Raw genomic sequence first — 12642 nt, forward strand, 5'->3', positions numbered from 1 at the left:
TCCGGAATGGCCCATCCTTTTTCCGCTTAATCACCCAAAAGCATCCCCGCGTGGACATTTTTGAGAGAATTGCCGCCAACCGCGGCCCGCTCGGCAGCCACTCGCACTACGCTCACGGCTACTTTACCTTCCCCAAGCTCGAAGGCGAAATCAAGCCGCGCATGATTTTTCGTGGCAAAGAAGTTCTGACCTGGAGCCTGAACAACTACCTCGGACTGGCCAATCACCCCGAGGTGCGCAAGGCCGACGCCGATGCCGCCGCTGAGTTTGGCATGGCCCTGCCGATGGGCGCCCGCATCATGAGCGGCAACTCCAACTACCACGAGCAGCTGGAGCAGGAACTGGCCGACTTCATTAAGAAGGAGGACGTGCTGCTGCTCAACTTCGGCTACCAGGGCGTGGTGTCCATCATCGACGCGCTGGTCTCGCGCCACGACGTGATTGTGTACGACGCCGAGTCGCACGCCTGCATCATCGACGGCGTACGCCTGCACGCGGGCAAGCGCTTCGTGTTTCCGCACAACGACATGGCCAACCTGGAAAAGCAGTTGGAGCGCGCCAAGCGCATCACTGACGAAACCGGGGGCGGCATCCTCGTGATTACCGAGGGCGCCTTCGGCATGTCGGGCAACCAGGGCAACCTGAAGGACATCGTGGCGCTGAAGAGCAAGTGGAACTTCCGCCTGTTCGTCGACGACGCGCACGGCTTCGGCACGATGGGCGCCACGGGTGCCGGTACGGGCGAAGAACAGGGCGTGCAAGACGGTATCGACCTTTATTTTTCGACGTTTGCCAAGTCCATGGCCAGCATCGGCGCCTTCGTAGGCGGCCCTGAGCCGGTAATTGAATATTTGCGCTACAACATGCGTAGCCAAATCTTCGCCAAATCCCTGCCCATGCCGCTGGTGGTGGGCGCGCTGAAGCGTTTGGAGCTGCTGCGCACCAAGCCCGAGCTGAAGGAAAACCTGTGGATCATCGTGCGTGCCCTGCAATCGGGCCTGCGCGAGAAGGGCTTCAACATCGGCACCACCACCACCCCGGTGACGCCGGTGCTGCTGAACGGCCAAATCCCCGATGCCACGGCCCTAACCTTCGATTTGCGAGAGAATTACGGCATTTTCTGCTCCATCGTGGTGTACCCGGTGGTGCCGAAGGGCGTGATTATGCTGCGCCTCATCCCGACGGCCGTGCACACGCTCGACGACGTGAACGAGACCATCGCGGCCTTCGAAGCCATTTCGGCCAAGCTCGACAAGGGCCTGTACTCAAAACAGCCTGCTACGGCCTAAAAGCCCGTTTCGGCCGCAAGAGCCAACCGCCCGTTGCTAACGCAGCGGGCGGTTTTATTTTTGTACTTATCGAAGAGAATCGGGCAAGGGCGAAAAAACTAAAATGCAGATTTTGGGTAGCGAAATAGCCCCATACGAGCTGCAATCGGCCTTGAAAAATTTTTTTGAAAATTAGCTTTGATTTGAAATGCTCGTATATTAGACCCGGTCAAACCCTTGTTTCACACCACTAACCCCCTCTCTTTTCTCATGGCTAACAATTTTGGCAAGCTGCGTGACCTCGTAATGTCGCTGGAAGGTGATTTCGAGAAGTTCTACGATAAGAGCAACTCTGCTGCCGGCACCCGCGTGCGCAAAGGCATGCAGGAACTGAAGAACCTGGCCCAGGAAATCCGCGCCGAGGTGCAGAACACCAAGAACAGCGCCGCTGGCGACAAAGGTGCTTCGAACGGCGCTGCCACCAAGGCTGCTCCGGCTAAGAAAGCTGCTGCCGGCGCCGCCGGTGGTGCTGCTAAGAAAGCTGCTCCGGCTAAGAAGAAGTAATGGCTAGGGGCGGCCCGGTCACGCCGCTCCGCATTGCTCCCTAACGAAAAGGGCGCCTGGTGCAAACCAGGCGCCCTTTTCACGTTTTCGGCCAGTTGTTTACTCCGTCAGCTTGATCAGGTAGTAGTTCTTCTTGCCCTTCTGGGCCACGATGTACTTATTGAGCAGCAGCGGCACGTCCGTAGCCTGCTGTTCGATAGTTGCCTTTTCGCGGTTGAGGCTCACGCCGCCCCCCTGAATCATCTTGCGGGCCTCGCCTTTGCTCGGGAAAATGCTGCTGCCGGTGGCTTCGCTGAGCAGGCCCACCACGTTCTGCTCGGCCAGCGCGGCGCGCGGGACTTCTACCTGCGGCGAGCCGGCAAACACGTCGAGCAGGGTGGCTTCGTCGAGCGAGGCCAGGTCGCCGCCCCCGAACAGCACCTGCGAGGCGGATACGGCCGCTTCGTAGGCCTGCTGGCCGTGCACGCGGATGGTCACGTCCTGGGCCAGGGCTTTCTGCAGGGTGCGCAGGTGCGGAGCTTGGGCGTGCTCAGCCTCCAGGGCTTCGATTTCCGGCTGCGTGAGCAGCGTGAACACGCGGATGAGGCGCGGCACGTCAGCGTCGGCCGCGTTGAGGAAGAACTGGTAGAACTGGTAGGGCGAGGTCATGGCGGCGTTGAGCCACACGGTGCCCGTCTCGCTCTTGCCGTACTTGGTGCCGTCGGCCTTGGTGATGAGCTGGCCGGTGAGGGCGTAGGCTTTGCCTTCGCCGCCCGTCATACGGCGGATCAGCTCGGTGCCGGTGGTGATATTGCCCCACTGGTCGCTGGCGCCCATCTGCAGCGTCACGCCCAGCTCTTTGTAGAGGTGGTAGAAATCGTAGCCCTGCAGCAGCTGGTAGCTGAACTCGGTGTAGCTGATGCCGTCGGTGCCGGAATCTTCGTTGCCGCCGATACGGCGCTTCACCGAATCCTTGGCCATCATGTAGTTTACGGTCAGGTGCTTGCCCACTTCGCGCAGAAACTGCAGGAAGCCGAACTCCTTGAACCAGTCGTAGTTGTTGACCACCAGCGCCCCGGTGGGCGAGTCGTCGAAGGTCAGGAACTTCTCCAGCTGGGCCCGGATGCCGGCCTGGTTGGCGCGCAGGGTGGTTTCGTCGAGCAGGTTGCGCTCCGCCGACTTACCCGACGGGTCGCCGATCATGCCGGTGGCGCCGCCCACCAGGGCCACGGGGCGGTGGCCGGCGCGCTGCAGGTGCACCAGCAGCATGATGGTGGCCAGGTTGCCGATGTGCAGCGAGGCGGCCGTGGGGTCGAAGCCGATGTAGCCGGAGACGGGCGCGTGGTTTTGCAGCTGCTCGTCGGTGCCGGGCATCATGTCGTGAAACATGCCGCGCCAGCGCAGTTCGTCGATAAGGTTCATTCAGTTGTCAGTTGCGAGTTGTCGGCTATCAGTACCGGGGCAGTCAGAACAGACTGACAACCCGCCACTGGCAGCGGCCAACGGTATTTGGCGCAAAGGTAAGCGGCGGGACTGCTGCGGCGCGCATCGGGCTTACTCAAAGCCGCGCTGAGCTTCGCCGATGCGGGTGCGCAGAAAGCCCAGGAACTCCGGCTTGGGATGCCGGTACAGGATGACCTCGCTGCCTTGAATGCGGGCGTAAGGACTCCGGACGCGCCCAATGACTGCGCTTTGCCCGAACATCCGGGGCAGGTTGTCATCCGGGCCGCCTTCGTTGGCATACACGATGGCGCTGACCGTATCGGGCCGGGGCATCCAATAGGAGTTGGAGCCGTTCAGGGAGTAGCAGCGGGGTAGGCCCAGTGCCGGGCCGTACCAGTTCAGGGCGCCGGCCTGCCCGTAATTGTCGCCGTAGACGAGGCAGTGGGCGCGCTCTTGCGGCGGCAGCTGGGCCAAGGCCCGTTGCACCAGCGGGGCGTACTCGTCCCAGCCGTGCATGTCGGCCGCGTCTTGCGGCAGGTTGTGCTGCTTGCCGTCTTCCCAGCGCGTGAGGGCGTCCACGGGCAGCTTCTTGGCGTAGCTGGCCAGCTGCTCGACGGAAAGAACCGGCAGCAGCGCCGGCACCACGGGCACGGTCAGCAGCACGCCCACGGCCAGTGTGCCGAGCAGCACGGCGCGGCTTTTACCCTCCAGGTACACGGCGCCCAGCGCCATCAGCGGCGGGTACACGGCGGCGGCGTAGTAGTTTTTGCCGCGGCTGAGCACCAGCAGCGTGATGACGAAAAAGTAGGCCAGGGCCAGCGGGCGGTAGGCTTTGCCGGCCGGTGTGAAGCAGAACCAGAGCCCGGCCAGCCAGAGCAGGGCCCCGGCCAGCGTCATGGGCAGCTGATCAACGAGGAAATTAACCGGCGACACGTGCGTAAGCTGGGTTTCCTGTAGCGTGTGCATGTGCCCGAGCACCGGCCAGTTATGCGTGGCCTGCCAGACGAGGTTGGGTAGAAATATCAGGGCGGCGAGGCCCACGGCGCCCCAGAACCAGCGCGTCAGCAGCCAGGGCCGCTCGGCGGGCGTCAGGAGCAGGGCCAGCAGCAAGGCCAGCACGTAGAAGGCCGTGGTGTACTTGGCCAGCAACCCCAGCCCAATGGCTGCTCCCAGCCACAGCAGCAGGCGCGGCTCGTGGCGGCGCACGAAGCGGACAAGCAGGTAGCCATAGAGCGTCCAGCAAAACACGTCGAGAAAGTTGGGCTGGAACAAGCCGTGCATGGCCAGATACACCGGCCCGAGGGCCACACCCAGGCCCGCAGCCAGCTGAGCGACACGGCCGCCCCCGGCTTCGCGCGCGACGAGGCCGGTGAGCAGCACCGTCAGGCCGCCAAACAGGGCCGGGAAAAACTTCACCCCGATGACGCTGTGGCCAAACACGGCCTGCGCCAGCCACGAGAAAGGCACCAGCAGCGGCGGAATCTCCTTGTAGCCCCAGGCCAGGTGGTGAGCCATGTCGAGGTAGAGGTACTCGTCGCGGTGCAGGCCGTAGCGGCCCGAGAGCAGCAGCTGCGCCAGGAACTTGGCGGCGGCCAGGGCGAGCAGCCAGGCGTCGAGGCGAACCGGGTGAAGCGTGCGGGGCGGAACGGAAACGGGGGGAGGCATAGGCGGTAGAATGTGCGGCGCAAGGTACCTTTGCGGCTGGTGAAATGCTGAGACGGTGACATAGTGAGTATCGTGCTGCCTGCGCAAGTGGCGCAGTACCGGTCTCGCGGACATCAAACTCACCACCTCGCCATTTCACCACCTCACCGCTTCACCATCTCCCCAAAGATGCCCGCTCTCAGCCCGGATCAGATCATGCAGCAGCTCCAGAAGGGGCAGTACCAGCCGGTGTACTTTCTGCAGGGCGAGGAGCCGTACTACATCGACCTGGTTTCGGACTTCATCGAGAAAAACGCCCTGAGCGAGCTGGATAAGGGCTTCAACCAGGTGGTGCTCTACGGCAAGGATACCGACATTCCAACGGTGCTGGGACAGGCGCGGCGCTTCCCGATGATGGCCGAGCGCACGGTGGTCATCGTGAAGGAAGCCCAGAACCTGCCGGGGCTGGACGCCGACGCGGGCCAGACCATGCTCGAAGCCTACCTGAAAAACCCGCTGCCGAGCACCGTGCTGGTTTTCGCCCACAAGCACAAGTGCCTCGACGGGCGCAAGAAGCTGGGCAAGGCCGTGACCGAGCACGCCGTGCTGATGACCTCCGACAAGCTGCGCGACTACCAGATGCCGCAGTGGCTGCAGGCCACCATGAAGCAGCGCCAGCGCCCCATCCACGACGACGCGGTGCAGCTGCTGAGCGAGTACATCGGCCCTGACCTGGCCCGCCTGCTCGGCGAAATCCAGAAAATCGAGCTGAACCTGCAGCCCGGCCAGCCTATCGACGCGGCCACGGTGCAGCGCATGGTGGGCATCAGTAAGGATTACAACATCTTCGAGCTGCAGAAGGCACTGATCATGCGCGACGTGCTCAAGGCCAACCGCATCATCCAGCACTTCGCGCTGAACCCCAAGGACAACCCGCTCATCCCGAATCTGACCATCCTGTTCAACTTCTTCCTGCGCCTCTTGCAACTGCACACGCTGCCGAACCCCTCGCCGGCCGACTGGAAGAAAATCGGGGTGAACAACAGCTACGCCCAAAAGGAGTACCAGCAGGCGCTGAAGGTGTTTCCGTACCAGCGCACCCGCGACATCATTCGCCTCATCCGCCGGGCCGATCTGCAGAGCAAAGGCGTCGAATCGGGCTCCATGTCGGATGCCGATATCCTGCAGGAACTGGTATTCATGGTGCTGCATCCGCAGGTGCCCGTGGCAGCGGTGCTGGGGTAGGAGCCTGACTTTAAAGGCAAAGGCAGGCAACCCTGCCGAGCGCCACCGAAACAGCTCCCTCAGGTGGTATGCCGCTCGTTGAACGGCTCATTCAGCCCGTCATGTCGAGCGTAGTCGAGACATCTCGCCGGATAGTAATCTGCTCGTTGAAGTTGAATAAGTGAGGATACTATCAGGCGTCAGCACGCGAGATGTCTCGACAAGCTCGACATGACGGGCTGAATTGTCGCCCTGACGTCAGCACGCGAGATGTCTCGACTACGCTCGACATGACGGGCTGAATGAGCCGTTCAACGACGCCCACAAGATACCTCGACACGCTCAACTGGAAGGGCTGATTTCGGCCCTGAACGCACAACCTAGATGACGCATCACTACAGCTTAGAGCATTTGCAGCGCCACCTGGAAGGGCAATGGCAAGCGCCCGGCCGCCGCATCCGCTGGGAGCAGGGCCCCACGAGCAAGCTGCACCCGGACTTTCGGGTGGTGGAATTCGAGCCCGGCGACAAGCACGATTTCTGGATCTACTCTACGCTGGGCATGTCGCTCGACCTGGAAGGCCGGCCAATCGAGCTGCACCTGTTTGCGCCCCAGCAGAATCTGAACCTGGTGGAGCTGCTGGTAGCCGCGGCCGCCTTCCACCGCACCGAGGCGCCGCTGGCCCTGCACCATACCCTGAACCTTGGCCGGCCCTGGCTGCCGGGTTCCGCCTGCGACCATGGCCTCATTGCCGTGCCCTACCTCGACGGCCCCGACCTGGAGCTGCTGCGCACCCCGCAGGGCGTGGTGTCGAATTACTGGCTGATTCCCATAACCGAGTCCGAACGCGACTTTAAGGTGCGTATGGGCTGGGAAGAGCTGGAAGACATGTTCGAAGTCAGCGGCTTGGACTACCTCGACCCCAACCGGCCCGCCTGCGTGTAGTGGCGCCCCGCCCGAAGCCAGGCGTCCGGTCGGGCGTTCGTGGAGCCGCGGGAGCCGCGCCCAACCGCCTGGCGTGTAGCTATAGCGCGAAAACGCCCTCCTGGCCTTACGGCCGGGAGGGCGTTTTGAGTAGTGGCCGGGGCGCGGGAGCGGCCGGCGGCCGCCCCCGCAGTTAGGCGGTGAGGGTGGCGCGGTGGGCGGTGATGCCGGCCAGCGCGGCCGTCAGGATATCTACCTGGCCTTGCACCTGCGCCGCGTCGAGGGTACTGAGGAAGCGGTCGGTGCCGGCGCTGGCGCGGTTGTCGCGCACGATTTTTTTGCGCTGGTACTGCAGCAGCTCCAGCGCGTCGTTGGCGTCCTGCTGCTGCTGGGCTGTGAGGCCGCCCGCGTCGGCGTCGCGTTGGGCGGCCATGATTTCCTTGTCTTTTTTGGCCAGGGCGGCCGCGCCGGCGGCCTGGCTGCGGGTGGCCCGCTTGCCCGCCAGGTCGAGGCCGGAGTCGCGGTAGGAATAGGTTTCCAGTTCGAAGGTCACGTCGGCCGCGGCGGCGTCGCACTCGGCCCAGGTGGTAAGTAGGGAGTAATCGGGATTCATGGGAAAGAAGGAAATAAACGATTAGGAAATCAGCACACTACTGCCTCCAATGTAGCTACGCGGCTATGACATTTCCAAGAGCATTGGAGCCTGGTCGGGAGCCAGCGCGGCGGCCTCGGCCAGCAGCCCGGCCGCTTGGGCGCGCAGGCGGCGGTAGCGCGTCACTTCCTCCACCGACAAGGGCCGGGCGCGGTGCCGGAGCCAGCCGCGCAGCCAGCGGGCGTGGTCCGCGGCACGGTTGGGGTCGTCGGGGTCGGCGGCCTGGGCTAGGGCGTCGGCCAGCGCCTGCCCGGCCGGGGTAGTGGGCAGCGCGGCGCCGTCTTCGGGCGGGAGCAGGGCCGGCAGCGCCGCGGCCCAGCGGGCGGCTACGTGGGCGCGGGTGGCTAGCTGCTCGGCCTCGCGCAGCAGGCGCTCGGCCCGGTGCAGGCACTCCCGCCGCCGCAAGTCGAGGTCGGCCGCATCGGGTGCAGGCGTGGCCGGCGGCAGCGGAGCCTCGGGGTCCGGCACGGCGGGCTCCTCGGGCGGAGGCAGCTGAAGCAGCAGCGGTAGCAGAGCCACGCGCACGGGGTGGGTTATGGAACGTTGGCCGGTTTCAATAGCATGGGTAAGGGTCTTACTCACTCCCAGGTAAAGAGCCAACTCATCAAGGTGCAGGCCGAACCAAGCCCTTATGCGGGCTAGTAATGAATCGGTAGTAGCAGGTCGCCGAGGCACGGCTAATTAAGGGTATTATGTGTGAACTACTTTATAAAAGTAGAATAATAGTTCACATAAGAAGTTTCTGTAAGCGTGGACTATTTTATTTTTTTACGAAAATAGTCCACAAGATGACGAGTGCCCGCTAAAGCAACCGGTAGTCCGGAGTAGCTGGGGCGGCCGAGGAGCGGAGGATGCTGTTGGCGTGACTAGTCAGATGCATTCTGCTTTAAAATCTCCTCAACCTCTTTTTCTGCTTTATCAAGACGCTTTTTAGTGTCAACCTCCGCCCACTTGTTGTAATTGTCGAAAGCACGGACGCACACGTAAAGAGCACCAAGAATTGCAATGAGGGCCACGTACAGGTCACCATTTGTTGCCAAGCGGTTTAAGGCAATATATGCTGTTGCAGCAGCCGCGCCTAGTTCAATGCTGGCGTAGATAAAGCGCGCTTTTTCACGCAGAACGTAGAATAGAAAACCAGTAATCATAAGAGTGCCTACAATTCCTAATCTGCCTGCTACGGTAGTAGCAAGGGTAACATCTCCTGATGTTACCTTTTGGAAAAGTATATAGCAAGTGCCCGCAGCGGTGGCGACAACCAAGCATGCTGCAAGGATGGATATAAATAATAGCGTACCGTCTATGTGCCCATCGAATGATTTCAGGTATGCCATTACAACCTTTTGGCCCTTCTCAGGCAAGTCATCTATTGTAACGTAGTCCTCGATCTTCATTGATTTATTTTTTCACTAGAGGTGATTTTACTCCAATACTAAGCAAAGACTGGAAGGACTTGGAAATCCAAAACCACTCTAGCCGCGCCGCTCTGCACACCACATTTCCCCTAATCCACGTTGAAAGCAGCCAAAAGCCCGCAACCCGCGGGCATTTTTCCCTACTTTTGACCAGACCCGGTCCCACCCAGGCCCGGCTTTCCCGCAACGCACCGCCAATGAAGTTACTGCCCCGCCTGGCGCTGGCGGCCTCGCTCAGCGCCGCGACGCCGCTGGCCCTGCAAGCCCAGCATACCCAGAAATTCACCAACGAGGAACGCTACTACTTCGAGGGCCTGGAGCTCTTCGACCGCGGCCAGTACGGCGCCGCCCAAAACGCCTTCCAGCAATACCTTGAGGCCGTGCCCCGCCGCACCGGCGAACTGCGCGACCGTACCGCCGACGCGGAATACTACGTGGCCGTCACCGGCCTCTACCTGTTTCACCCCGACTCGGAGGGGCGCATCCTCGCCTTTGCCGAAAACAACCCGGCTCACCCCAAGGCCTCGTCGGCCTACTTCGAGCTGGGCAAGTTTTACTTCGACAAGAAGGACTACAAAAACGCCGTCGGGTACTTCTCCCGCGTGGCCCCCGACAACCTGACCGAGGAGCAGCGTGCCGAGGCCGAGTTCAAGCAGGCCTACAGCCACTTTTCGCTCAAGGAATTCGACAAGGCCAAGCTCATCTTCGACCGCAACAAGCAGGGCACCCACCAGTACCGCTACGCCAGCAGCTACTACGCCGGCTACCTGGCCTACCGCCAGGGCGACTACGCCGGGGCCCGCAAGGACCTGGAAGTGGCCGAGCAGAACGACGCCTACCGCCCCGTGGTGCCGGCCATCATGAGCCAGATCCTTTACAAGGAGGGCAACTTCGACGGGCTGATCAGCTACGGCACCAAGGTGCTGGCCCAGACGCCCCCGCCGCAGTCGGCCGACGAGATTCAGCTGCTGGTGGGCGACGCCTTCTACCAGAAGCAGGACTGGGCCAAAGCGGCCGAGTACTTCGACAAGTACGCCAACGGGCGGAAGAAAATCGAGCCGATGGTGAGCTACAAAATCGGCTACGCCAACTTCAAGCAGGGCGACTTCAAGGGGGCCATCAACTCCTTTAAGGGCGTGGCCGCCGGCCGTGACTCGCTGGGGCAAAACGCGGCCTACCACCTCGGCCTGAGCTACCTGCAAACCAACTCGAAGCAGCTCGCCCTGAACTCCTTCGACGCGGCCCGCAAGCTCACCTTCGACAAGCAGGTGGCCGAAAACGCCGCCCTGAAGTACGCGCAGGTGAGCTACGAGCTGGGCAACACCCCCGACGCCATCACGGCCCTGGAGGAGTTCGGCAAGAAGTACCCGCGCTCCAAGAACCGCGCGGCCGCCGACGACCTGCTCTCCGACGCCTACCTGAGCACCACCGACTACGCCCGCGCCCTGCGCTACCTCGATGCCCTCGACGAGCGTACGCCGAAGCTGAACGCGACCTATCAGCGCGTGGCCTACTACCAGGCCGCCACGCTCTACAACGGCGGCCAGTACCAGCAGGCCTTGCCCTTGCTGGAGAAAAGCCTGAAGTACCCGCAGGACGACGCCATCCGGGCCGGGGCCGAGGTGCTGCGCGGCGAGGTGTACAGCATCGGGCAGGAGTACCCGCAGGCCATCAGCAGCTACACCGCCGCCCTGCGCACCGCCCGCGACGGGGCCGCCGCCGACACCGACTACGACCAGAAAGCCCGCTACGGCCTGGGCTACGCGTACTACAACACCAAGAAGTACGACCAGGCCCGTCCGTTCTTCCAGCAGTACCTGGCCGACCCGGTGGCCAAGCCCGCGTCGGACCCGAACTACTACGACGTGACGCTGCGCCTCGCGGACACGTACTACGTCAACAAAAACTACCAGCAGGCCCTGGACCTCTACGACAAAGTCATCAACGCCAACGCGGCCGACAAGGACTTTGCCTACTACCAGAAGAGCCTCACGCTGGGCCTGATGGGCCGCCGCGACGAAGCCGCCAAGACCCTGCAGACGCTGCTGCGCACCTCGCCCAACTCGCGCTACGCCGACGACGCGGTGTACCAGCAGGCCAATCTCGACTACGAAAGCGGCAACTACCAGCCGGCCATCGAAGGCTTCTCGCGCCTGATTGCCAACCGGCCGAATTCCCCGCTGATTGCCTCGGCCTTGCTCAAGCGCGGCACCTCGTACCAGAACCTGCAGCAGCACGACAAGGCCGCCGACGACTTCAAGCAGGTGCTGCAGCAGTTTCCGCGCACCAAGTCGGCCACCAACGCCATTTCGGCTCTGCAGGAAAGCCTGGCCGCGGCCGGCAAGTCGGAGGAATTCGACCAGTACCTGGCCCAGTACAAAGCCACCAACCCCAACGACAAGTCGGTGGAGAGCGTGGAGTTTGAGGCCGCCAAGTCCTTGTACCTGGCCGAGAAGTACCCGCAGGCCATTCCGCGCCTGGAAAGCTACCTCAAGGAGCACAACGCCAGCACCCTGGCCGCCGACGCCCGCTTCTTCCTGGCCGACTCTTACCTGAAGACCGGTCGCAAGCAGGACGCGCTGCCGCGCCTGCGCGCCGTGGTAGAGGAAAACAAGAGCGAGTATGTGAACCGCGCCGTGAGCCGCGTGGCCGATCTGGAGTTCGAAAACAAGAACTACCCGGAAGCCGCCAAGTACTACGACCGGTGGCGGCAGACCACCCGCGTGGCCCGCGAGCGTGCCACCGCGGGCCTGGGCCTGACGCGCAGCCTCTACGAAGCCGCTAACTACGCCGACGCCAAGCGTGTGGCCTCGGAAATCGTGACCGAGGGCAGCGCCACGCCGGTTATCATCAGCGCCGCCCGCCTGTACGTGGGCAAGGCCGACTACAAAGCCGGCAACCTCGACGCGGCCATTCCGGCGCTGACCGAGTCGGCCAAGACCATCGACGTGAACGGGGCGGAGGCCCAGTACCTGCTGGCCGACGCGCTCTACCAGCAGAAGAAGTACGAGCCGGCCCTGGACGCGGCCTTCCGCCTGAACTCGGACTTCAACCAGTTTGACCTCTGGCTGGGCCGCGCCTTCCTGCTCATCGCCGACGTGTACCGCGACCAGGGCGAGGTGTTCCAGGCCAAGGCCACGCTCAGCTCCATCATCGACAACAAATTCCCGGTGGCCGAAATCCTGGAGGAAGCCAAGCGCAAGCTCGCTGCTCTCGACAGCAGCACGCCCGCGCCCAGCCCGGCGACTGCCCCCGGCAAGGGCAAGACGACCACGCCTGCTACCACCAAGCCCGGCGCGACCAAGGCCCCGGCCAAAACGCCGGCCGCCGGCAAAACCACGCGCCAGTCGCTGACGGCCCCCACGGCCCCGGCGGACACCACCAACTCGGCCGCGCCGCAGCCGGAAGTGCCGGCGGAGGAATAGGTGGGAGCGAGGTCGTTTCTGTAGTAATAACCACTTGAAGTTTAGTGTGCTGCTGGTTCTAAGTTCCAGCAACGATGCAAGCCAGCAGCGCACCAGCCATAAGC

General features: G+C 62.8%; 9 protein-coding genes and 1 pseudogene. 5 read left to right on the top strand and 5 right to left on the bottom strand.

The genetic code is table 11. The features are described 5' to 3' along the window. The first annotated feature begins 50 nt into the window (after nucleotides 1–50). Both B0919_RS17300 and B0919_RS25960 read left to right on the top strand, forming a co-directional pair. Nucleotides 51–1289 carry an aminotransferase class I/II-fold pyridoxal phosphate-dependent enzyme gene (locus B0919_RS17300; RefSeq protein WP_078013538.1) on the top strand — a complete coding sequence of 413 codons (1239 nt, stop codon included), beginning with the start codon at nucleotides 51–53 and terminating at the stop codon, nucleotides 1287–1289. A 249-nt stretch (nucleotides 1290–1538) separates the two neighbouring features. Beyond that, nucleotides 1539–1715, top strand: a pseudogene (locus tag B0919_RS25960) (histone H1); the annotation flags it as partial. Between the two features lie 216 nt (nucleotides 1716–1931). Here B0919_RS25960 and tyrS read toward each other — a convergent pair. Both tyrS and B0919_RS17315 read right to left on the bottom strand, forming a co-directional pair. Next, entirely contained in the window at nucleotides 1932–3233 is a 1302-nt protein-coding gene (tyrS, locus tag B0919_RS17310) for a tyrosine--tRNA ligase (RefSeq protein WP_078013540.1), read from the bottom strand. A 132-nt stretch (nucleotides 3234–3365) separates the two neighbouring features. Beyond that, nucleotides 3366–4919, bottom strand: coding sequence for a glycosyltransferase family 39 protein (locus tag B0919_RS17315; RefSeq protein WP_176133103.1), 1554 nt, complete (start codon nucleotides 4917–4919; stop codon nucleotides 3366–3368). 168 nt (nucleotides 4920–5087) lie between these two features. On the opposite strand from B0919_RS17315, the gene holA reads away from it, so the two are divergent. Then, nucleotides 5088–6143 carry a DNA polymerase III subunit delta gene (gene holA, locus B0919_RS17320; RefSeq protein WP_078013542.1) on the top strand — a complete coding sequence of 352 codons (1056 nt, stop codon included), beginning with the start codon at nucleotides 5088–5090 and terminating at the stop codon, nucleotides 6141–6143. Between the two features lie 363 nt (nucleotides 6144–6506). Continuing rightward, nucleotides 6507–7067, top strand: coding sequence for a suppressor of fused domain protein (locus tag B0919_RS17325; protein WP_078013543.1), 561 nt, complete (start codon nucleotides 6507–6509; stop codon nucleotides 7065–7067). A 172-nt stretch (nucleotides 7068–7239) separates the two neighbouring features. On the opposite strand, the gene B0919_RS17330 is transcribed toward B0919_RS17325, so the two are convergent. The 3 genes from B0919_RS17330 to B0919_RS17340 all read right to left on the bottom strand — a co-directional run bounded on the left by B0919_RS17330 (nucleotide 7240) and on the right by B0919_RS17340 (nucleotide 9092). Continuing rightward, nucleotides 7240–7659 (bottom strand): hypothetical protein, encoded by a 420-nt coding sequence (locus tag B0919_RS17330; RefSeq protein ID WP_078013544.1) that lies wholly within the window; start codon nucleotides 7657–7659, stop codon nucleotides 7240–7242. 63 nt (nucleotides 7660–7722) lie between these two features. After that, nucleotides 7723–8217 carry a hypothetical protein gene (locus B0919_RS17335; RefSeq protein WP_176133104.1) on the bottom strand — a complete coding sequence of 165 codons (495 nt, stop codon included), beginning with the start codon at nucleotides 8215–8217 and terminating at the stop codon, nucleotides 7723–7725. A 347-nt stretch (nucleotides 8218–8564) separates the two neighbouring features. Next, nucleotides 8565–9092: a hypothetical protein gene (locus tag B0919_RS17340; RefSeq protein ID WP_078013546.1), complete on the bottom strand. Its 528-nt coding sequence runs from the start codon at nucleotides 9090–9092 to the stop codon at nucleotides 8565–8567. A 218-nt stretch (nucleotides 9093–9310) separates the two neighbouring features. On the opposite strand from B0919_RS17340, the gene B0919_RS17345 reads away from it, so the two are divergent. After that, complete coding sequence (locus tag B0919_RS17345; RefSeq protein WP_078013547.1) at nucleotides 9311–12538, top strand: tetratricopeptide repeat protein; 3228 nt, start codon at nucleotides 9311–9313, stop codon at nucleotides 12536–12538. Nucleotides 12539–12642: the final 104 nt, after the last annotated feature.

This window comes from Hymenobacter sp. CRA2, assembly GCF_002007105.1.
GTDB lineage: Bacteria > Bacteroidota > Bacteroidia > Cytophagales > Hymenobacteraceae > Solirubrum.